The sequence below is a fragment of the Bacillus sp. AR2-1 genome (genome assembly GCF_008368755.1).
In the GTDB taxonomy this organism is placed as follows: domain Bacteria; phylum Bacillota; class Bacilli; order Bacillales; family Bacillaceae_G; genus Bacillus_A; species Bacillus_A wiedmannii.
Window position 1 is genome coordinate 301,230 of sequence record NZ_QORY01000008.1, and the last position, 21,832, is coordinate 323,061.

Genomic DNA, 21,832 nt, shown 5'->3' on the forward strand with positions numbered 1-21,832 from the left:
ACAATGAGAATGGTGGACCTAATTGCAAAAAAACGTGACGGACATGCATTAACGACAGAAGAAATTAACTTTATTGTTGAAGGATATACGAATGGTGATATTCCTGATTACCAAGTAAGTTCACTTGCAATGGCAATTTTCTTCCAAGATATGAACGATCAAGAACGTGCTGATTTAACTATGGCAATGGTAAATAGCGGTGATACAATCGACTTATCAGCTATTGAAGGGGTAAAAGTAGATAAGCACTCAACAGGTGGTGTTGGTGATACAACAACACTTGTGTTAGGTCCATTAGTAGCCGCTTTAGGTGTACCGGTTGCAAAAATGTCTGGACGTGGGTTAGGACATACTGGTGGTACAATTGATAAATTAGAAGCAGTTCCAGGATTCCATGTTGAAATCGAAAATGATGAATTCATGCGACTTGTAAATGAAAACAAAATCGCAGTTATTGGTCAAAGTGGAAACTTAACACCTGCGGATAAAAAGTTATATGCACTTCGTGATGTAACGGCAACAGTAAACTCAATTCCGCTTATTGCAAGTTCGATTATGAGTAAAAAAATTGCTGCTGGTGCAGATGCAATTGTTCTTGATGTAAAAACTGGAGCAGGTGCATTTATGAAAACAGATGAAGATGCAAAACGTTTAGCAGAAGCAATGGTGCGCATTGGTAATAACGTTGGTCGTAATACGATGGCTGTTATTTCTGATATGAGTCAACCACTTGGTGAGGCGATTGGTAACGCACTTGAAGTACAAGAAGCAATTGATACATTACAAGGTAAAGGACCGAAAGATTTAGAAGAGTTATGTTTAACGCTTGGAAGTCAAATGGTATACCTTGCTGGACAAGCTTCATCTTTAGAAGATGCACGTGAGAAATTAATTGAAGTAATGAACAACGGTAAAGCGCTAGAATCATTTAAAACGTTCTTATCAGCGCAAGGCGGCGATGCTTCTGTTGTTGATGATCCTTCTAAATTACCACAAGCACAATTTAAAATTGAAGTAGAAGCGAAGGAAGACGGTTATGTATCAGAAATCGTTGCAGATGAAATCGGAACAGCAGCAATGCTTTTAGGAGCAGGACGTGCGACGAAGGAATCTGAAATTGATTTAGCAGTTGGCTTAATGCTTCGCAAAAAAGTAGGGGACAGCGTGAAAAAAGGTGAATCCCTCGTTACAATTTACGCAAACCGTGAAAATGTGGACGATGTAAAAGTAAAAATTTATGAGAACATGAAGATTGCTAACGAACATGTAGATGCACCAACGTTAGTGCACGGCATCGTTACCGAATAATAAAAAAGGGCCAAGGAGTATTTCTCCTTGGCTTTTTTTGCTATTTTTTGTTTATAATAATAATGGGTGAAATTATGATTAGAATTTGTGCAATAACAAAAACAGATGAAGTATTATATGATGTTTCGCTAGAAGAAACAACGAAAGACCATATTGTATGGTATTGGCTAGATTTATATAAGCCAACGAAAGAAGAGTATACATACATTTTGCAAGATCATTTTAAGTTCCATCCCCTTGCAATTGAAGACTGTATAGAATATGTACAGAGACCAAAAGTTGATTTTTATGATGGATATAACTTTTTAGTTCTTCATGCATTTGGTGAGGATGGATTAGAACCGCACGAGATTGATTTATTTATTAGTGATCGTTTTATTGTTTCTTTCCACTTTTCTCATAACAATGCAATCGAAAGAGTATGGAAAACACTTGGAGAAAAGAAGCGTATTAAAAATAGTCCTTTACACGTAGCGCATACAATTATCGACCAAATTGTAGATGACTATTTTGCGCCTGTATATTACATTGAGGATCATTTAAATGCAATTGATGATAATTTAACGGGTGAGACAGCAGGAAGTGTATTAGAAGAAGTATTTGATATACGTACAGATTTATCGAAGCTAAGGCGCACAATCATTCCGATGCGTGATTTATTGTATCGTATTTTAAATTCGACTCGTTTTTACGGTATAAGTGATCATGAGATTTATTTTAAAGATATACATGACCATTTGCTTAAACTGACAGAAATGATTGAAGCAAGCCGCGAGTTAACGGCAGATATTCGGGATAGCTATTTTTCATTAAACTCACATCATATGAATAACATTATGAAAACATTAACTGTATTCTCGACTATTTTCATGCCATTAACATTTATTGCGGGAGTATACGGAATGAACTTTACGCATATGCCAGAGCTTGGTGGACAATATAGTTATTTTATTTGTCTACTTCTAATGGCGCTAATTGGCGGTGGGATGATGGCTTGGTTTTATAAAAAAGGATGGTTTAAGTAAAAAAACACCGAGGAAAATTCCTCGGTGTTTTTACTTAACCAATAGCATGTAATACGAACATGGCTAAGAATAAGCATGTAACGATATACATAGACGGTGCGACTTCTTTACGCTTTCCAAGAGCAACTTTTAAGATAGGATAAGCAATAAATCCGAACGCAATGCCATCAGCGATACTATATGTGAGCGGGATCATGACGATAATTAAGAACGCTGGAAATCCTTCTGAAAAATCGTTCAGAGGAATTTGCTGAATGCTTGTAATCATCAGGCCGCCAATAATAATTAAGATTGGTGCAATGGCACTATCAGGAATTAGTTTCACAAACGGAAGTGCAAACAGTGATGCGAAGAATAACAACCCTGTAACGATAGACGTCAGACCTGTCTTTCCGCCTGCAGTAATACCTGCAGCACTCTCTACTGTTGATACGGTAGGGCTTGTGCCAAATAGACCACATGTCATTGCTGAAATTGCATTGGCTTGGTAAGCACGTGGGAATTTACGGTCATCTTCTAATAAACCGTGCAGAAGTCCCATGTTCTCAAAAATAAGCACCATGCTTAAGGAGAATGTTGCAATCCAAAACGGTAAGGAAGAAAGTTTGCCAAATGACATAGCTCCAAACACATCGCCGTAATTAGCGAATGAGAATGAACTATTTCCGATTTGACTTGTATCAACAAGACCAAATAGCCATGCAATACCAGTTCCTATTGCAATCGTCCATAAAAAGCTTCCACGTACGTTACGAATAAATAGTACAAGTGCAACGATAAGAGTAAGTAGTGTCGCAAGAACGACAGGGTTACTTAATTTACCCATTGCAACAGCAGTATTTGGATTCGAAACGACTAAACCACCTTTTTGCAATCCGATAAATGCTAAAAATAATCCGATGCCGACAGTAATAGCTTCCTTTAATGACTTTGGAATCGATACTGAAAGCAAGCGAGCGATTGGTGTAAACGCAGCAATTGCAAAAATAATACCAGAGATGAAGACAGCTGCTAATGCTTCCTGCCAAGCTAATCCGAGCGTATGCACAGCAGTGTACGTGAAGAATGCATTTACGCCCATACCAGGGACAAGAATAGCAGGTGCATTTGCCCAAAATGCCATGAGCAGACATCCGACAAATGAACTGAAAACAGTTGCTAAAATTCCAGCTTCAAGAGGAATGCCAGCATCCGATAAAATTGATGCATTTACAATCATAATATATACGATTGTGAAAAATGACGTAACTCCAGCTAAAACTTCTTGTTTTGGTGATGTTTCGTGTAAACCTAATTTAAATGTTCTTTCAAGTATTCCTTTCATGTTAAACCTTCTTTTTCATATCCCTCTCCCACCCGTGATATCTCTTTTGTAAGAGCTCACCGTCCTTTATTATATCAGAACATCATGTTTTTACAACAAGGAAAATGATAACGTTTACTTATAAAAGAAATTATTTATAAATACGTAAAAATGGCTCGTATTGTTGAAATGATTTCTAATTCTCCTGATTGAATGGGCGGAGCTGCTTGCGCATGTAAAGTAGCATAGGACGTCACTTCCCGTGGTAATTGGGCGGATTCTTCAACGAATGAGAGTGGAACTGGATTAATGTTTAAATTGTATGTACTCGCAATAGCACGAGCTTTTTCTACCGCTTGTTGCAGAGCTTGAATAAGAGCTTGCTCATAATATTTATTTGGATGAGATATTCGAAAACGTAACCCTTTTGCTAAGTTTGCTCCATTTGAAACGGCTATATCATATACTTCCCCTGCTTTTTGTACATTTAAAACGGTAATTTCATACAAATGTTCCACACGATATCCTTGTAGTAATGCTTTATCATTTACATATTCGTACTGGGGCGTAATCGTATATGAAATGGTTTCTATATTTTTTTCGGCAATACCTAGTTGTTTTAGTGCATCCAATAATTGTTTTGATTGCACTGCATTCTCTTCTTGTGCCTGTTTTACATTTTTATGATCTGTACGAATACCAATCGTTAATATAACAACATTTGGTTTTGCTTTTACAACGCCTTCACCTTGCACCGTAATGGTAGCTTCTTTACCAGTATTAGCTGTACGTACGTTGTGTAAATAAGGATTCATTCCACCTTGCATCTTCCATCACCATCCTTATTTATATGTATATGTGTGAACAAAAAAGAAATTTGTATGAAAAAGTTACATAAATGAGAATGTTAAAGGAAGAAAGCATATACAATAAGGGTATTTATAGATTATAATATGTGTAAATATGATAAAAAAGGGACGAGGCTAGTGAACGAAAAAAGAGAAACACTGATTTTAGAGTTATCCGGATCATTTCGAAAGATGATACGTTTATTACAAAATGATATTAATACACGTTTTGCAGAACATATGCCATACAATGAATTTTCTGTATTACGCGCGTTATTTTTAAAGAGTCCACAGATGGCTTCGCAAATTGCGAGTGAAGTAAACGTAACCTCTAGTCATATTACAGCTGTTACTGATCGTCTCGTACGAAAAGGGTTTGTAGAAAGAAAGCGTTCAAATTCAGACCGTCGTATCGTGTACCTAGAAATTACAGAACACGGAAGAGAAGTAACTGAAAAACTTGAAGCTGTGCGTAAAGAATATTATAAAGAGAAATTTAAAGGTTGGAGCGACCAAGAAATCGAAATGGTGTTAGAGCTATTTGGCCGCGTATTATAATAAATGAGGATAGGAAGCGAAAGCTTTCCTATCCTTTTTCTTTTGAATAAAAACATTTTGAAACTCCAATACTTTAATTAAAAAGAATCGGAGTGAAAAATTATGAAACGTATTTGTATGCTTTTCATTATGATTGGAAGTTTTTTCTGCTTTAATCAATTCGTGGACGCTGCAACGCCTCTTCAGGTCGTTCAGAAAGAATTACAACATATTTCAAATAAGCAACCTGTTTTATATTCAAAACTATGGATTCGTTCTATGCAGAATGCTATTTTATTTCATCATAGTGATAACATTCGGCATGAAGATACGATAAGCAATGTGACAAAGTCTTCTCTTATAAAAGTAAAACAACTTCCACTTCAGAAAGCATCACAGTACATCCCGAGATTATCGCAATATATTTCTAAGTTTGAAGCTGAGAATGTGCAAGTGTATTATGTTGCAGCTCGTTATGAAGTGAAAAAAGAAAATCCGTATCAGTTAAATGGCATGAATTATTTTATGCAAGTGTTTATCCAACAAGGAGGAGAATGGAGAATTGCTGAAAGCATAGTTGCTCCAACAGATCAAATCGTGGCAAATGGTGACGGCTTTGGAACGAAGCAAGAAAAAGAGTATGGGAAAAGAAGAGAGAATGTGAAATAACCTCCTCATGAAGAGGAGGTTATTTTATTTAAAATTCCAAGAGACTTTCCATTTTAATATTTTAGGCAGGAAGAAATACGTAATGAAACTAGTAACTAAAAATCCGATGTAAAAGCTAGGCAATGAATGCGCGCGACTTAGCATTAAGCCTCCAACGATTCCACCAAAGAAAATCGCACAAGCCATAACTACTTTTTGTAGTTTCGGATACAATAAGTAGTTACCATTTCGCTCATTGACTGAACGGGCATATAAATATATACCGAGTGATAATAAAATAATAATATGTGCAATAGGTGCAATCAATGTTTTTGCCGGCGGGATTGTTGTAAAGTTTGGTTCATTATGACGTACTCCATCCTTATCAGTATAAGCGTTTTGAGGATCGTAATTAAAGCTAATAGTAAACTCTTCTGCTGGACCAGAAATACGTATGTTTTCCATAATATCATGTATACTGCCATTGTTCTCATGAAAGTCGGCATTCGAGTGAACAGCAATGACTCCTGATATTAGAGATGGAAGTAACACTGGGAAGATTAATATAGCTGCAGTAAGAAATCCTTGCGATATAATATTCCCTGCAATTGTACCTACACATAAGGTAAGTGTATAAATAGCGATTAATACAATTAACATGTATATAAAGTAACTATGAAAAGGGGAAAATACTTGATATTTATTATGAAAAGTTAACTTTTTCATAATAGCAAATAGCCCCCAGTTTAAAACGACAACAGCGGCGATATTACAGATTCCAAACAACCACTTTGTTATATAAAGTTGTGAACGTTTAAAGGGCATAGACCATAACAAGTCGCTAGCGTTATTTTGTCTTTCCCATCCAATTAACGTACAAGCTAGAACGATCAGTACGCTACCTAACAGCATGACAGAATCTAGAAGTTTTAAATCAAAGTGATAATGATATACATAGTTCCATTTTTTATTGTCATTTAGAAAGTGTTGCTGTTGAATAGAAGTCATATAGTATTTATATGACAAAGTATAGAAGCTGACGAGCCAAAATAACCATACAACATATTTACTTTGTTGATATGTTCTTAGCCATAGTGCTTTTTGAAACATAGGATCTCTCCTTTAAAAAACTTTATAATTTGTTAGGCGTGATAATACAACATAAGTAATGATTCCAGCGAGAAACAAACTGATATAGTAGTTAGGTAAGAAATAAAATTGATTCATTTTATAGCCACCTAGTAATGAAAAGTAGATGGTTGTCCCCCATATACATATTTTTAAATGTTTTTGGAAAATAAATATCTTTTGACTATTTTCATTTGGTGAACGCATATATAAATATGTCCCAAGTAGTAAATAAAATATTGTATAGAAAATAGGGACTAACATTGATTTGGCTGAATAATATTTATGAGATACTGGATTTCTTAAAGTAGTTGAATCGTTGTCTGGATGATAGTTATAATCAATAGAAAAACGATATATTGGTGCAACTATATTTGTTTTTTGATTGAATTCATAAAGTTGTTGACCTAATTTATTACTTTTAGTATTGGTAGCCTCTAAATGATTTAGCGTAAAAGTGTACACTAGTGGAATAAATGTAAGTCCCATTAGTAGCCATGGAATACAAAAAATGACCTGCGAAACAATGCTTCCAGTAAAAGTACCGATGCATAGTGCAGCTGTATAGACTGCAACATAAGAAACAATTGCATAAAGAAAGTATCGATGAAACGGACTGAATGATTGGTAATCAAAATGAATGGTTGTTCTATAAATAACATACATAAGAATCCAATTTATAAGTAACGAGCTTACAATACAAAAGGAACCGAAAGCCCATTTAGATAAGAAAACATGTTTTCTTTTAATCGGTATCGTCATAAGTAGTGTATTAGATTGGTTGCTACGTTCCCATCCTATCAATAAGCAGGCTAAAGCAATGATAAGAACAGTTAACCAAAAACTATTACCTTCTCCTGAAGAAAAGGTATAAAAATAATAATACTGTTTCCCTTTTTCTTGTAATTCGTAATATTTATCGAGTTCCATCTGAGCGCTTCTATAGTATCCGAAAGATAAAAGGTAAAGCGAACTAAAGAAGAATAGCAACACAGCATATTTCCCGCGCTTCCAATTCCACATCCACAACGCCTTATGAAACATACCCATCCTCCTCTAGTGTCGTAACGAAGACATCTTCAAGTGACATTGTTAATTCTTCAATGAGTATAGGTTGTTCTTTATAAAACTTCTCCAGTGTTGCAGCCACATTTCCCTCAATTAAGATTGTATATACTTTTCCTGTTTGATTTAATATTTTAATATTGCTTAAGTTTTCTAGTTTTTGAGGTAATGAACGTTCGTAAGCTACTTGTATTTTTGCAAATCGTGATTTGGCATCGTCTAGTGATGTAATAGAAGATATAGTATGGCCTTTTAATATAATAATTGTATCTGCAATTTGTTCCACTTCATCTAAATGGTGAGTTGAGATGAAAATGGTAATCTCTTTTTCTGCAACTTCTCCAACGAGAAACTGCAAAATCTGCCTTTTAACGATAGGATCAAGTCCGTTTGTCGGTTCATCCAAAATGATATATTCTGCTTTTGTAGAAACGGCTAAAATGATGGCAAGTAATGCTTTCATCCCTTTTGAATAACTACGAATTCGTTTGTTTGGTAAGTTAAAACGTTCTAACAGTTCATAGAAATATGCTTCATCGAATGCGGTATAAACTTCTTTATAAAACTTTACAATTTCTTTTACCGTATATCCGTTCAGTATGTTAGTAGAATCCGGAACATATACGATTTTTTGCTTTATTTCAGGACACTGATGAATGTTTGTATCCTCATATGTAACAGTCCCTGCATCAGGGTCTAAAATGCCGACCATCGTTCGTAATAAAGTTGTTTTCCCCGCACCGTTTCTTCCAAGTAATCCGATGATACTTCCTTTTTGTAATGTGAAAGAAACATCGTCTAAAATTGTTTGATTATCAATTGTTTTCTTGAGGCTTGTCACTCTCAGCATCCGCATTTCCTCCAATCTCTTTATAGTATGAATCTATCCAATCATGAATTTTATCTTTCGTAACACCAAGATAAGAGGCTTCTAATAGTAATTGATGAAATTGCTTTTGAACCATAGCGATTTTCCTTTCGTCTAATGTTGGGGTAATCGATTGGGATACAAATGTTCCTTTTCCTCGTAATGTTTCAATAATTCCTTGTCGCTCTAACTCTTGATACGCTTTACTTACTGTATTTGGATTTATAACGAGTAAAGAAGCGAGTTCGCGTACAGAAGGAAGTTTATCACTTGGAGCTAACATGTTTTTCAATACGAGTTCTTTTATATTTTGAACAATTTGTTCCCATATCGGAGTGTTGCTTCTTGGATCAAGTTGAATATGCAAGAGCAATGTCTCCTTTCTGACTTGTATTAAGTGTACTACTGCATGTAATACACTTAATACAATATAGGTGATGAATATATTTGTCAACTGAAAATATTAGAAAAATATGGTATTAAAAAATAATAAATTGGAAAAAATAGGTTTGATATAGAATGGAGGGTTAGTCATGAAGCGAGTTTTTGGAATACTTGTTTGTTTCATGTTATTGCTTTCTGGTACTTCAGTTAGTTTCGCACAATCTGAGAAGACGAAGCAGGAAAAAACAGAAGAAACAACGCCGAAGTTAGCGGAACAAGCGTCATCAGCAATTGTAATTGAACAAGATACAGGTAAAGTTTTGTTTGATAAAAATCCAAATGAGAAGTTACCACCTGCTAGTATGACGAAGATTATGACAATGCTATTAATTATGGAACAAGTTGAAAAAGGAAAACTAAAACTGACCGATAAAGTTAGAGCAAGTGAGCATGCAGCTTCAATGGGTGGATCACAAATCTTTTTAGAGCCTGGAGAAGAGATGACTGTAAATGAAATGCTAAAAGGTATTGCTATTGCATCTGGAAATGATGCGTCTGTTGCAGTAGCGGAGCATATCGCGGGTTCAGAAGAAGGTTTTGTAAATATGATGAACAAAAAAGCGAAAGATTTAGGACTGAAAAATACTCATTTTCAAAATCCAACAGGTCTTCCGGCTAAAGACCATTATTCCACAGCAAATGATATGGCTATAATGGCAAAAGAATTGATGAAATACCCACTTATTCGCAAATATACAGGTAAATACGAAGACTATTTACGAGAAGATACGGATAAGAAGTTTTGGCTCGTGAATACGAATAAGTTAGTACGTTTTTATCCTGGAGTAGATGGTGTGAAAACGGGCTTTACGACAGAAGCAAAATATTGTTTAACAGCATCGGCTGAAAAAAATGGCATGCGTGTTATTTCAGTTGTTATGGGAGCACCTACATCGAAAGAACGGAATAATCAAGTAACAAAGCTTCTTGACTATGCATTTGGACAATATATGACAAAGAAATTGTATACACGTGGCGAAAAAATTAAGACTGTACAAGTAGGAAAAGGGAAAAAAGAAAAAGTAGATTTAGTTGCGTCAGACAATGTGTCTCTTCTTATGAAGAAGGGCGAAAATATGGACAAAGTAAAGCAAGAAGTAATTGCTGAAAAGAAAGTGAAAGCGCCGATTAAAAAAGGTGACGCGCTTGGTACACTTGTTATTAAAAAAGATAAAGATGTTTTATTAAAACAAACAATTGTAGCAAAAGAAGATGTTGCTGCAGCGAGCTGGTGGGAGTTATTTAAAAGAAGTTTTGGGATGTTTTCAACATCAAAATAGCGGCAAACATTTTGCCGCTTTTCTATTCGTATGAAAGTAAATAATTGCCGAATGTTTTCACTTTATGGCGAAATAGTTCTTCTTTTGTCAGCAGGAAGGATTCTTATGTTGTATCACGAAAATCTTTATGTATGTAAATGAGTAAAGTTTGAGCATAAGGAGGAAATCGTGTGAGTCTTTCCATGCAATTAGAAGTAAAGCGTGACGTCCTATGTGTGAGACTAGCGGGTGAATTAGATCATCATACTGCTGAAGAGTTGCGAACGAAAGTAACAGATATGATTGAGACACATGGTGTTCATCATATTGTTTTGAGCCTAGAGAACTTATCGTTTATGGATAGTTCTGGTTTAGGTGTTATATTAGGCCGATATAAGCATGTAAAGGGATTAGGTGGAGAAATGGTTGTTTGTGCAATTTCACCGCCTGTTAAGCGTTTATTTGAAATGTCGGGCTTATTTAAAATTGTTCGCTTAGAAGAAAGTGAAGCGCATGCGCTCGCGACGTTGGGGGTGGCATAAATGAGAAATGAGATGAACCTTCAATTTTCAGCATTAAGTCAAAATGAATCATTCGCTCGCGTTACAGTAGCTGCTTTCATTGCGCAACTAGATCCAACGATGGAAGAACTTACGGAGATTAAAACAGTTGTGTCAGAAGCAGTTACGAATGCAATTATTCATGGATACGATGGAAATGCAGAAGGTGTTGTTTATATTTCTGTAATTTTGGAAGAAGCAATGGTGAAACTCACGATTCGAGATGAAGGGATTGGCATCTTTGATTTAGATGAAGCAAGACAACCCCTTTTTACAACTAAACCTGAATTAGAGCGTTCCGGAATGGGATTTACTATCATGGAAAATTTTATGGATGAAGTAGAAGTTATTTCAAACGAATCTTTCGGGACAACAATCCATTTGACAAAATACTTATCAAATAGTAACGCTCTATGCAATTAAGGAGAATAGCCTATGGACATAGAGGTCAAAAATGAGAAGAAGAAACCTCAGTTAAAGGACCACGAGCTAAAAGCGTTAATTCAACAAAGTCAAGATGGAGATCAACAAGCGAGAGATACAATCGTTCAAAGTAATATGCGTCTCGTATGGTCGGTTGTGCAGCGTTTTCTTAATCGAGGATACGAACCAGACGATTTATTTCAAATTGGATGTATTGGGCTCTTAAAATCGGTAGATAAATTTGATTTATCTTTCGACGTGAAATTTTCAACATATGCAGTTCCAATGATTATTGGAGAAATACAACGATTTTTACGTGATGATGGATCAGTGAAAGTAAGTAGATCTTTAAAAGAAACAGGAAATAAAATTCGAAAGATGAGAGACGAGCTTTCGAAAGAATTCGGAAGGGCACCAACGATTAACGAAGTAGCCGAAGCGTTAGAACTAACGCCAGAAGAAGTGGTTCTGGCGCAAGAAGCGAGTCGTGCTCCTTCATCCATACATGAAACGGTGTATGAAAACGATGGAGATCCAATCACTATTTTAGATCAAATTGCTGATCAATCTGAAACGAAATGGTTTGATAAAATTGCTTTAAAAGAAGCAATTAGAGAATTAGATGATCGAGAACGTTTAATTGTATATTTACGCTACTATAAAGACCAAACCCAATCTGAAGTAGCGGAGCGCATAGGTATTTCGCAAGTACAAGTTTCAAGACTTGAAAAGAAAATATTAAAACAGATGAAAGATCGAATAGATGAGTAGCTATCTATTCGATTTTTTTTATGACTTTAATTTAGTAGGGATTGTAAACTTTCGTAAAAATTAACAGAATTTATTGATAATTTAGTAAATTTAAAATATAATCCAAGTATGAACTTGTCACAAAGGGGGAAGGGAATATGGAAACGAGGCAACAATGGGGAACGAGGGCCGGATTCATTTTCGCAGCGGTCGGCTCTGCCGTTGGATTAGGAAACATATGGCGTTTTCCTTATACAGCGTATGAAAATGGGGGAGGCGCATTCTTTTTACCGTACTTATTCGCATTATTAACGACTGGTATTTCATTATTGGCGTTTGAATTTGCTCTTGGGCATCGTCATCGTGGTTCAGCGCCACTTACGTTCTTCCGTATTAGTCCCCGTGCTGAATTTATCGGATGGTGGCAAATGTGTGTAACGTTTATCGTTTCAACATATTATGCAGTAATTATTGCTTGGTCTATTTCCTATACGTACTTTGCAATTACTGGAGCGTGGGGGAAAGACACGCAATCATTTTTATTTAAAGAGTATTTGCATGTTGCAGATAAGCCTGGACAGTTTGGAGGGCTCGTACCGGAAGTATTAATTCCATTAGCTCTCGTTTGGATTATCGTGCTCGGTGTAGCATTCAAAGGAGTTAAAAAAGGAATCGAAGTTGTTAATCGTATTTTCATCCCTTTATTAGTTGTTATGTTCCTTATTATCGTAGTTCGTGCAGTGACGATGGAAGGTGCAATGCAAGGGTTGGATGCATTCTTCAAACCAGATTGGAGTCGTATTTTTGATGGGAAAGTATGGCTTGCTGCTTATGGTCAAATTTTCTTTAGCTTATCTTTAGCATTTGGAATTATGATTACGTATTCTAGTTATTTACCGAAAAACTCAGATACAACAAATAATGCCTTTATTACTGGCTTTGCAAACTCAGGATTTGAATTGTTAGCTGGGATTGGGGTCTTTGCAGCTCTTGGATTTATGGCAAATAATATGGGAGTACCAGTTGATAAAGTAGCAAGTGCTGGTGTAGGACTTGCGTTCGTAGTATTCCCGCAAATCATTAATGAGTTACCGATGTCACCGTTATTTGGCGTATTATTTTTCTTATCATTAACGGTTGCTGGAATTACATCCCTCATTTCACTTGCGGAAGTATGTTTTGCTGCCGTATCTGAAAAGTTCAGCTTAAGTCGCCAAAAAACAATTGGAATTATGGGGACGCTTCTCGTACTAGTTTCTCTTGTTTTTGCAACACGTGGCGGGCTTATGTTCCTAGATGTTGTTGATTATTTCGCTAATAACTTCGGATTAATTTCAATTGCATTAGCGGAAGTGGTTACGATAGGGCTCATTCTACGTCGTTTACCAGTTTACCAAAATCATGCAAACTTCGTATCTGATATTAAGTTAGGGACGTTTTGGAGAGTAAGTTTACTCGTTATTACCCCGCTTATGTTAGGGTACATGTTAATTGATGGCACAATCCAAAATATTAAAAAGAACTACGGAGATTATCCAACGGAGTTTGTCGTAACATATGGTTGGTCAATTGCAGCAGCCTTCCTTATCGTTGCACTAATCATTAGTATAAAGAAATGGAATGCACAAATACATTCAGATTCTGCTAAGCTTGAAAAAGAATGGAAAGATCGGGGTGTTTCATAATGAGCGGATCAGCGATTATGATGATGGTGATTGGTATGGTAGTCATTTGGGGAGGACTCGCATTAAGTATTGCAAATTTATTTAAGAAAAAGGCATAAACTAAAAAACATCTGTACCGAAACGGTACAGATGTTTTTTTATGAAAAAATTGTATTAGAAAAAAATTCAATAACCATACTACAACTACGAGGAAGAGTGAAGAGGTGAATAGAAATTGGAACAAACAATTTATATTAAAATGCGTAATCGATTAAAAGTTTCTCCTACGTATGAAGTGAAACTACGTGATGTCGCTCAACTTGCCGGAGATACTGAGGTAGTTGAGTCGTTACAGGATGAGGTAGTTTACAAAATAACAGCGCATGATAAGACACATGTTGTAATTGATGTTATGAAAATTATTGAGATTATTAGGCGAAAAGCGGCTCATATACAAATTAATTTACTCGGTTCTGGACAAACTCTTGTTGAAATTATATATGAAAAAAAGAAAGTACATCCGGTTTTCTTCGGACTTGTATGGTTGTTACTTTTTATTGGAGCTGCTCTTGCGATCATTTATTTCCATGAAGATGTAAGCATGCAACAAGTGCACCAGCGGTTATATTACATGATTACGGGAGAATTTAAGGCGCAGCCACTGCTATTTCAAATTCCTTATTCAGTAGGTCTTGGGTTAGGTATGGTCTTATTTTTTAATCATGTATTTCAAAAGCGAATTAATGAAGAACCGAGTCCGTTAGAAGTGGAGATGTTCCAATATCAGCAGTCACTTGACCAATATGTAATTGTTCATGAAAACAAGGACAATATGAAACAACTTGCCGATGATTGAGTCTGGGCTTGTTATTTTAATTGGTTTAGCGGGAGGAATTGCAGTGGGTAGCGGATATGTCGCATTTTTAGCTGTACTTGGTATAATCCCCCGTCTAGCTCAATTAACGAGAAGTGGAAAGCACATTCAATATTTTGAGTGGGCAGTTATTGCAGGTACGTTAACAGGAGCTTGGTGTAGTTTGAAAAACATTACATTTCAAACGTCGCAATATTGGCTTGTTATATTAGGAATATTTTGTGGCACATTCATTGGAATGCTTGCAGCCGCATTAACAGAAGTGTTAAATGTTTTACCTATTTTAGCGAAACGAGTAGGGGTAGAAGGGAAAATCGTTGTTTTACTCGTTGCTCTTGTACTTGGCAAAGTAATAGGCTCATTGTTTCACTGGATTTATTTCGTAAAGTAGGAGGCAGTATATAAATGACAGGGCGAAAACTAAAGGATGATTACATAAATAAAGTGAAGGAGTACCATCCAAAACCAAACTATTTCCTAAATTGTGTCAAGGCATTTCTTGTAGGTGGATTCATTTGTACTGTCGGAGAAGTATTGATGAAATTTTATATACATTATTTTCATTTCAGTGAACAAGAGGCAGGAAATCCGACAGTTGCAACGCTTGTATTATTATCGGCGATTTTAACAGGTTGTGGTGTATATGATAAAATCGGTCAATTTGCTGGAGCGGGATCGGCCGTACCTGTTACGGGATTTGCGAATTCTATGGCGAGCGCTGCGCTAGAACATAAGAGTGAAGGAATTGTGCTTGGGGTTGCTACAAATATGTTTAAGCTAGCGGGAAGTGTTATCGTTTTTGGGGTCGTTGGTGCATACGTTATTGGATTAATAAGATATACTTTTAACATTTTTATGTCTTAAAGGAGGGGCTAGTATGAGGTTGACCGGAAAACAAACGTGGGTATTTCAAAATGATATTTATGTGAATGCAACCGGTACTGCTGTCGGTCCAAAAGAAGCTGAGGGCCCTCTTTGGAAGGATTTTGATATTTCATATGATGATTTACATTGCGGAGAGGAAAACTGGGAACTTGCTGAACGAAGGTTAATGTCAGATTCAATTCAACAAGTCTTGCAAAAAGGAAATGTAAAAACATCACAAATTGATTTCTTTTTAGCGGGTGATTTATTAAATCAAACAGTGACAGCAAATTATGTTGCGCGTAAGTGGGGGATTCCCTTTTTAGGGATGTTTAGCGCTTGTGCAACCTCGATGGAGACTTTAGCGGTTGGATCAGCCTTTATAGATGGTGGATTCGCAAATCGTGTTTTAGCGACGGTAAGTAGTCATAATGCAACGGCTGAAAGACAGTTCCGTTATCCAACAGAGTATGGGGGACAAAAACCAGGAACAGCAAATTCCACTGTTACAGGTGCGGGATCCATATTAATTAGTAAAGAAAAAAGTGCTATTAAAATTACGGCAGCTACGATTGGAAAAGTGCAAGATTTAGGGATTGCGAATCCTTTAGATATGGGGTCGGCGATGGCACCTGCTGCTGCTCATACAATTCAACAACACTTTGAAGATTTGAAGAGAAGTGCAGCAGATTATGATTTGATTGTTACCGGTGATTTATCAGCTATTGGGACACCAATAGCAAAACAACTGTTACTGGAAGAAGGTTATGATCTTGGGCATATATATAATGATTGCGGATTAATGATTTATGATCCCGGTCAAGAAGAAGTATTTGCCGGTGGTAGTGGTTGTGCTTGTTCAGCTGTTGTCACATATGGTCATTTATTAAGCGAGATGCAAAAAGGGAATTTACAACGAATTTTTGTCGTTGCTACTGGTGCGTTATTAAGTCCGATGATGATGCAGCAGAAAGAAACCATTCCAACAATTGCACATGGTGTCGTATTTGAGAGAGTGAAGGGAGAGTGAATTGTGGATTTTATATATGCATTTCTTGTAGGAGGCGCCATTTGTGTAATTGGACAGGTATTGTTAGATTTCGCAAAGTTAACACCAGCCCATTTAATGGCTACCTTTGTAGTTATAGGAGCAGTTTTAGATGGATTCGGATTGTACGATAAGCTTATAAAGTTTGCTGGTGCTGGGGCGACAGTTCCTATTACAAGTTTTGGACATTCACTATTACATGGGGCAATGCATGCGGCAGAAAAACACGGATATATTGGGATTGGTATGGGTATGTTTAGTTTAACGTCTGCAGGCATTTCTGCAGCGATATTATTTTCATTTTTTGTAGCACTTATATGTAAACCGAAAGGATAAATCAAATGAGACGAAGGGTTGTTTTGGTCACAGATGGAGATGAATATGCAAAGCGAACGATTGAGCTTTTAACGAAGGAATTTGGGGGAAGGTGTATTTCAGCATCACAAAGTAATCCAACCAAATTGACAGGGAAGAAAGTTGTTGAGCTTATTATGCAAACGCCATATGACCCTGTATTTGTCATGTTTGATGACAGTGGATTTATTGGAGAAGGATCTGGTGAAAAGGCTTTAAAATATGTAGCCACACATAAACAAATTGATGTACTGGGGATTTTGGCAGTAGCGTCTAATACACATCATTGGGAATGGGCACGTGTAGATGTCAGTGTAGATCGAAACGGGAATTTAACCGAATACGGTGTTGATAAATTTGGACTTCCAGATGGTGAAATTGGCAGAATTAGCGGAGATACAATTTATTGTCTAGATGATCTGAATGTTCCTGTCATTGTGGGAGTTGGTGATATTGGTAAGATGTGTGGAAACGATGAATGGGAGAGAGGATCACCTATTACTAGAAAAGCGATTCAATTAATTTTGGAAAGGAGTGGTTTTTATGACGAAGCCTAAAAAAGTGGATATCCCTATTTCATCTTTCATAAGTGATAATGAAAATTACTTAAAGCAAACAGCTGGACTGGGTGTTACATACGACGTTGGCATTCGTAAATTTCAAATTTTAAATAAAGAAATTGGTGTGTTATTTGTAAACGGACTTTGTGATACAAATTATATTATCCCTATTTTAGAAGAAGCGGTGGATACAAATGAGATAAGGGATGTAGAAGAAGATACAGTGAAGCTTTTAGAGAATCGTTTAATCCATCAACAAGTAAGCAAAGTGAAAACGATGGATGAGGTAATGCTCCAAGTATTATCAGGACTTATCGTTATATTTGTGGAAGGTGAAACGGAAGCGTTCGCAATAGATGTTCGCAGCTATCCAGGACGAACACCGACAGAACCTGATACTGAAAAAGTAGTACGCGGTGCGAGGGATGGATTTGTTGAAAATATCGTTGTAAATACAGCGTTAATTCGTAGGAGAATTCGAGATCCACGTCTCCGAAATGAAATGATTCGAGTAGGAGATAGATCCCAAACTGATATTTGTATTACATATGTTCAAGATGTTGCAAATCCAGATTTAGTAAAGATTATAAAGCAAGAATTAAATAACATTGATGTCGATGGAATTACGATGGCGGATAAAACAGTGGAAGAATTTGTTGTAAAGCAAAGCTATAATCCATTCCCGCTTATTCGATATACAGAAAGACCGGATGTAGCGGCGAATCATTTATTAGAAGGACATGTGTTAGTACTAGTTGATACATCACCGAGTGCTATGATTACTCCAACAACATATTTCCACCATTTACAGCATGCGGAAGAGTTTAGACAAAATCCAGCTGTCGGTACATTTTTACGTTGGGTACGCTTTTTAGGTGTCTTATTCTCCTTATTTTTACTACCATTTTGGTTAGTGTTTGTATTTGATCCAACTCTTTTACCAGAAAACCTTGCATTCATTGGACCGACTAAGATGACACATTTACCAATTCTATTACAGGTGTTGATGGCCGAAATCGGACTTGAGTTTTTAAGGATGGCAGCCATTCATACGCCAACGCCGTTATCTTCTGCAGCAGGGTTAATTTCCGCCATATTAATTGGTCAAATAGCAATCGATGTAGGTTTGTTTGTACCAGAAGTTATTTTGTATGTAGCAGTTTCTATGATCGGTGCATATGCAACACCGAGTTATGAATTAGGATTAGGAAATAAAGTTGGAAAATTGTTTGTTATTATTTTAACAGGTCTCTTCCATGAGATGGGATTTGTAATTGGTATGACGATATTGATTTTATTTTTAACGTCTATAAAAAGTTTACAAACACCTTATTTATGGCCGTTTTTACCATTTGATTGGGGTGCATTAACAAAAATTCTACTTCGCCCGACGATGTCTAGTTTAAAAGTACGACCAAGTATTGTAAGACCTCAAAATGTAAAAAGACAAAAATAAACGGGATTATACACCCGTTTATTTTTTTAGCAAAAATTTATTGTTTTTTAACAAAAATCAAACATTTTTTGTGTACACTTAGAGTAGATATTGTGTATGGAAGGGGAAGAGGACATGATTAAATTATTTGTAAGTGATTTAGATGATACGCTCGTTTACAATGTGAATCATATGCAAAAAGAAGATGAACGTGCACTTTGTTGGTTAGCTGAAAAAGGGACAAATATTTGTTTTGCCTCTGGCCGCTTTACTCATCGAATTGATGAAGTCGTAAATAGGTTTGCATTCCCGTATTACACAACTAGTTTAAATGGAGCAACGATGTTACTGCCGGATGGAAAAATATTTCATGAATCAAGTTTTGAAGATGGGATTGCCCAGGAAATATATCGATATATCCATAAAAAGGGACTAGCAGATATTGTTTGTGCAAATGAGCAACGGTATACAAAAAGAAAGAATGAACATCATCATACTTTTGAAACGTATATGGGCGTGCATATTGCTGAGATAGAAGCATTAGAAGAGGAATTTGGTAAGACTGTACATCCTGCGAAATTGTTTGTTTTTGGGGAAGAAGAGACAATTGCAGCATTAGATCAAGAGTTACGAGATACATTTCAGAGCGAAGCGGAAGTTTTTATGTCTGGTAAACGCTATGTTGACATTATGCCAAGGGGAGTAAGTAAAGGGAGTGCTTTAAGGCGACTAATGGAACATTTACAAATTGAAGCAAATGAAGTTGCATGCATTGGAGATTCTTTCAATGATATTTCTATGTTTGAAGTAACTCCGCATTCATTTACTCTACATCATGCTCATCCATATGTGAAGAATAAGGCAAATCATATTGTTCGTTCGGTCGAAGAAGCTGTTATGAAATTGCCATTACTTGTATAAAAAAAGAAGCTCGTCACTGACGAGCTTCTTTTTACTTGAATAACGATTTAACAAAATCAATGATACTTGAGAAGAAATCTTTAACTTTATCTAGGAAACCTTGCCCTTCTTCAGATCCTAAAAAGGCAGAAACGTGTTCTTTTGCTTTATTTAACTGACTGCCAACTTGATTCCAATCGATATTAAGATTTTTCATTTTATCAAATAGCGCAACTAAGTTATCTAACTGTTCATCCGTTAATGTAATACCAAGTTGATCCGCAATTTTTTTAATTAATGAACGTAAATCTTCAGTCGTTTTTGGCTGTTCTTTGGCAATTTCTTCTTTAATTTTTGCAACAAGTTGAACTGCTTTTTCTTCACCAATTTTATCGCCGAGCTGGGCTGTTTGCACCATTTCTTCATTGGCTACTTTTTTTACTTCCTCAGGAATTGCTTTGTTCGATGTTGTTTCATAGGCTTTCATTAAACCGGTTAAAGCAGCAGTTCCTGAAACTTTAAATGGTGCAGTAATTTGAATTTCTGCATCTTTCACACCTGCTGTAATAAGTGCGTTTGTGTACATTGCATCTGTTATCGAATTAATGTTTTTTGAACGTACAATGAGACCAGAACCTGGCTTTGTGTATGTAATCATAGAAGAGGAAATTGCTCTCGTACCAATTTGGGCTTTTGGAACAATCCCTTCTAGAAATTTATGTTCTTCCGCATTAGACACAGTAATGATTGTAGCATCTTTTGGTGCTTTCATTTCTTTTAACAGATCTTGTTTTTGTTGTTCAGACAAGTTTTCTCCTAGTGTAACAATTGATTCTCCTTCGATGATGTCTGCAAACGAAGCTGTTGGCATCATAAATACCGTTACAGCCAATAGCAGAGCTAGTAATTTCGTTTTCACGAAAAATCGCTCCCTTTCTCTTTCTAAAATTTTCGGGCAACACAGTTATTATAGTATATATTTCTTATTTGTCACCTAGCTTTTTCCACATTTCGAAAAAGAAGTATCTAGATTGTCGGATTCTTTTTGTTTCTAGTCATGAATGTGGTAATATAGTGCTGAGATAGTTGAAAGGAGACATATACGTATGAAAACTTTAGGATACATATTAATGGAAAATGGTGAAAAAATCGAGTTAGAATTTTTCCCAGAAGAGGCACCAAAAACAGTAGAAAACTTTAAAAAACTAGCAGAGCAAGGATTTTATGATGGTGTGACATTCCACCGCGTTATTCCTGGCTTCGTAAGCCAAGGTGGAGATCCAACAGGAACAGGTGCAGGTGGCCCAGGTTACTCTATCCCATGTGAAACTGATGGAAATCCTCATAGACACCTTGTAGGTTCACTTTCTATGGCTCATGCTGGCCGTAATACAGGCGGTAGCCAATTCTTTGTTGTTCATGAGCCACAACCGCATTTAGATGGTGTACATACTGTATTCGGTAAAGCAACAAGCGGTATTGAAACAGTATTAAACATGCGTCAAGGCGATGTAATGAAAGAAGTTAAAGTTTGGGAAGAATAAGTTAATGGGAAAAGAGAGCTATTGCTCTCTTTTTTGTTTTTTAATAGGAATGGGTATTTCGTTTGCAGTACATGATACAAGTAGTACTGTTATTGTAGCGAAAATATGGCGCTTATAAGAACAAAATTTTGACAAATTACATAGAATACATTAGATTTCATGTTTCAATAAATATTTTTATTACATTAATTTTGCTAGAATTCATTTGCTCTCAGGTGATGAATATTGAAGTGGTAATGAGCGGTGGATGTTTCTTTTTACTTTCATATAACAGCGTTTCTTTGTTAATCTACTTAGAAAAAATAGTACTGAAACATATATTTGACTTTCTTCTTTTCGCTTTGTATGATTATCAAGTTGTTTTAGGCCCTTCTCACTCTGTTGAAAATATTGTAAAATGAATGTGATATGAAAAGAGTGGTT

27 protein-coding genes are annotated in these 21,832 nt (G+C 36.2%); 20 read left to right on the plus strand and 7 right to left on the minus strand.

The window, feature by feature from the left end:
• Positions 1 to 3: 3 nt before the first annotated feature.
• Positions 4 to 1,308: a pyrimidine-nucleoside phosphorylase gene (locus tag DT250_RS11295; protein ID WP_149213060.1), complete on the plus strand. Its 1,305-nt coding sequence runs from the start codon at positions 4 to 6 to the stop codon at positions 1,306 to 1,308.
• 62 nt (positions 1,309 to 1,370) lie between these two features.
• Entirely contained in the window at positions 1,371 to 2,333 is a 963-nt protein-coding gene (corA, locus tag DT250_RS11300) for a magnesium/cobalt transporter CorA (protein ID WP_060488448.1), read from the plus strand.
• Between the two features lie 34 nt (positions 2,334 to 2,367).
• Here the strand turns inward: corA and DT250_RS11305 are convergent, their stop codons facing one another.
• Positions 2,368 to 3,657 carry an NCS2 family permease gene (locus DT250_RS11305; protein WP_060488352.1) on the minus strand — a complete coding sequence of 430 codons (1,290 nt, stop codon included), beginning with the start codon at positions 3,655 to 3,657 and terminating at the stop codon, positions 2,368 to 2,370.
• A gap of 134 nt (positions 3,658 to 3,791) precedes the next feature.
• On the minus strand, positions 3,792 to 4,463 hold the full coding sequence (locus DT250_RS11310; protein WP_001161447.1) for an SIMPL domain-containing protein: 672 nt from the start codon (positions 4,461 to 4,463) through the stop codon (positions 3,792 to 3,794).
• A 159-nt stretch (positions 4,464 to 4,622) separates the two neighbouring features.
• Between DT250_RS11310 and DT250_RS11315 the strand changes: the two genes are divergently transcribed.
• Complete coding sequence (locus tag DT250_RS11315) at positions 4,623 to 5,042, plus strand: MarR family winged helix-turn-helix transcriptional regulator (RefSeq protein WP_001003308.1); 420 nt, start codon at positions 4,623 to 4,625, stop codon at positions 5,040 to 5,042.
• Between the two features lie 102 nt (positions 5,043 to 5,144).
• Positions 5,145 to 5,690: a hypothetical protein gene (locus DT250_RS11320; RefSeq protein WP_000820916.1), complete on the plus strand. Its 546-nt coding sequence runs from the start codon at positions 5,145 to 5,147 to the stop codon at positions 5,688 to 5,690.
• A 24-nt stretch (positions 5,691 to 5,714) separates the two neighbouring features.
• Here the strand turns inward: DT250_RS11320 and DT250_RS11325 are convergent, their stop codons facing one another.
• Genes DT250_RS11325 through DT250_RS11340 form a run of 4 tightly spaced genes read right to left on the minus strand, consistent with a single transcriptional unit; the run spans position 5,715 to position 9,097 of the window.
• The gene (locus tag DT250_RS11325) at positions 5,715 to 6,779 is read right to left on the minus strand and encodes an ABC transporter permease subunit (protein WP_149213061.1); all 1,065 of its coding nucleotides are present in this window, start codon (positions 6,777 to 6,779) and stop codon (positions 5,715 to 5,717) included.
• 12 nt (positions 6,780 to 6,791) lie between these two features.
• Positions 6,792 to 7,841, minus strand: coding sequence for an ABC transporter permease (locus tag DT250_RS11330; RefSeq protein ID WP_149213062.1), 1,050 nt, complete (start codon positions 7,839 to 7,841; stop codon positions 6,792 to 6,794).
• Positions 7,831 to 8,712, minus strand: coding sequence for an ABC transporter ATP-binding protein (locus tag DT250_RS11335; protein WP_149213063.1), 882 nt, complete (start codon positions 8,710 to 8,712; stop codon positions 7,831 to 7,833). The genes DT250_RS11330 and DT250_RS11335 overlap by 11 nt, the downstream gene beginning before the upstream one ends.
• Positions 8,678 to 9,097, minus strand: coding sequence for a GntR family transcriptional regulator (locus tag DT250_RS11340; RefSeq protein WP_149213064.1), 420 nt, complete (start codon positions 9,095 to 9,097; stop codon positions 8,678 to 8,680). Before DT250_RS11340 ends, DT250_RS11335 begins: the two co-directional genes overlap by 35 nt.
• Before the next feature lie 166 nt (positions 9,098 to 9,263).
• Between DT250_RS11340 and dacF the strand changes: the two genes are divergently transcribed.
• From dacF to DT250_RS11415, 14 genes are all read left to right on the plus strand, one after another.
• On the plus strand, positions 9,264 to 10,454 hold the full coding sequence (dacF, locus tag DT250_RS11350; protein WP_000831992.1) for a serine-type D-Ala-D-Ala carboxypeptidase DacF: 1,191 nt from the start codon (positions 9,264 to 9,266) through the stop codon (positions 10,452 to 10,454).
• Between the two features lie 170 nt (positions 10,455 to 10,624).
• Complete coding sequence (spoIIAA, locus tag DT250_RS11355; protein WP_000059133.1) at positions 10,625 to 10,975, plus strand: anti-sigma F factor antagonist; 351 nt, start codon at positions 10,625 to 10,627, stop codon at positions 10,973 to 10,975.
• Positions 10,976 to 11,416 carry an anti-sigma F factor gene (gene spoIIAB / locus DT250_RS11360; RefSeq protein WP_048546248.1) on the plus strand — a complete coding sequence of 147 codons (441 nt, stop codon included), beginning with the start codon at positions 10,976 to 10,978 and terminating at the stop codon, positions 11,414 to 11,416.
• Positions 11,417 to 11,428: 12 nt separating this feature from the next.
• Positions 11,429 to 12,187: an RNA polymerase sporulation sigma factor SigF gene (sigF, locus tag DT250_RS11365; protein WP_000350733.1), complete on the plus strand. Its 759-nt coding sequence runs from the start codon at positions 11,429 to 11,431 to the stop codon at positions 12,185 to 12,187.
• A 137-nt stretch (positions 12,188 to 12,324) separates the two neighbouring features.
• Positions 12,325 to 13,851 (plus strand): sodium-dependent transporter, encoded by a 1,527-nt coding sequence (locus tag DT250_RS11370; protein WP_000450092.1) that lies wholly within the window; start codon positions 12,325 to 12,327, stop codon positions 13,849 to 13,851.
• Complete coding sequence (locus tag DT250_RS11375) at positions 13,851 to 13,949, plus strand: methionine/alanine import family NSS transporter small subunit (RefSeq protein WP_000016829.1); 99 nt, start codon at positions 13,851 to 13,853, stop codon at positions 13,947 to 13,949. The genes DT250_RS11370 and DT250_RS11375 overlap by 1 nt, the downstream gene beginning before the upstream one ends.
• Positions 13,950 to 14,065: 116 nt before the next feature.
• A complete protein-coding gene (gene spoVAA / locus DT250_RS11380) occupies positions 14,066 to 14,686 on the plus strand; it encodes a stage V sporulation protein SpoVAA (RefSeq protein WP_087985124.1) in 621 nt (206 codons plus the stop codon).
• Positions 14,679 to 15,095: a stage V sporulation protein SpoVAB gene (gene spoVAB, locus DT250_RS11385; protein ID WP_000572948.1), complete on the plus strand. Its 417-nt coding sequence runs from the start codon at positions 14,679 to 14,681 to the stop codon at positions 15,093 to 15,095. The genes spoVAA and spoVAB overlap by 8 nt, the downstream gene beginning before the upstream one ends.
• A 14-nt stretch (positions 15,096 to 15,109) precedes the next feature.
• Entirely contained in the window at positions 15,110 to 15,568 is a 459-nt protein-coding gene (gene spoVAC / locus DT250_RS11390; RefSeq protein ID WP_000147730.1) for a stage V sporulation protein AC, read from the plus strand.
• A 13-nt stretch (positions 15,569 to 15,581) separates the two neighbouring features.
• On the plus strand, positions 15,582 to 16,598 hold the full coding sequence (gene spoVAD / locus DT250_RS11395) for a stage V sporulation protein AD (RefSeq protein WP_088123347.1): 1,017 nt from the start codon (positions 15,582 to 15,584) through the stop codon (positions 16,596 to 16,598).
• A gap of 3 nt (positions 16,599 to 16,601) precedes the next feature.
• Positions 16,602 to 16,952, plus strand: coding sequence for a stage V sporulation protein AE (spoVAE, locus tag DT250_RS11400; RefSeq protein WP_000345909.1), 351 nt, complete (start codon positions 16,602 to 16,604; stop codon positions 16,950 to 16,952).
• A 5-nt stretch (positions 16,953 to 16,957) separates the two neighbouring features.
• On the plus strand, positions 16,958 to 17,527 hold the full coding sequence (spoVAEA, locus tag DT250_RS11405; RefSeq protein ID WP_001254416.1) for a stage V sporulation protein SpoVABEA: 570 nt from the start codon (positions 16,958 to 16,960) through the stop codon (positions 17,525 to 17,527).
• Complete coding sequence (spoVAF, locus tag DT250_RS11410; RefSeq protein ID WP_048546238.1) at positions 17,514 to 18,986, plus strand: spore germination protein SpoVAF; 1,473 nt, start codon at positions 17,514 to 17,516, stop codon at positions 18,984 to 18,986. The genes spoVAEA and spoVAF overlap by 14 nt, the downstream gene beginning before the upstream one ends.
• 96 nt (positions 18,987 to 19,082) lie before the next feature.
• Positions 19,083 to 19,886 (plus strand): Cof-type HAD-IIB family hydrolase, encoded by an 804-nt coding sequence (locus DT250_RS11415; RefSeq protein WP_002008448.1) that lies wholly within the window; start codon positions 19,083 to 19,085, stop codon positions 19,884 to 19,886.
• Between the two features lie 31 nt (positions 19,887 to 19,917).
• On the opposite strand, the gene DT250_RS11420 is transcribed toward DT250_RS11415, so the two are convergent.
• Positions 19,918 to 20,784 carry a DUF1002 domain-containing protein gene (locus DT250_RS11420; protein WP_000850509.1) on the minus strand — a complete coding sequence of 289 codons (867 nt, stop codon included), beginning with the start codon at positions 20,782 to 20,784 and terminating at the stop codon, positions 19,918 to 19,920.
• Between the two features lie 187 nt (positions 20,785 to 20,971).
• Between DT250_RS11420 and DT250_RS11425 the strand changes: the two genes are divergently transcribed.
• The gene (locus DT250_RS11425; RefSeq protein WP_000853789.1) at positions 20,972 to 21,409 is read left to right on the plus strand and encodes a peptidylprolyl isomerase; all 438 of its coding nucleotides are present in this window, start codon (positions 20,972 to 20,974) and stop codon (positions 21,407 to 21,409) included.
• Between the two features lie 218 nt (positions 21,410 to 21,627).
• On the plus strand, positions 21,628 to 21,810 hold the full coding sequence (locus DT250_RS32225) for a hypothetical protein (protein WP_002008447.1): 183 nt from the start codon (positions 21,628 to 21,630) through the stop codon (positions 21,808 to 21,810).
• The last annotated feature ends 22 nt before the right edge of the window (positions 21,811 to 21,832 follow it).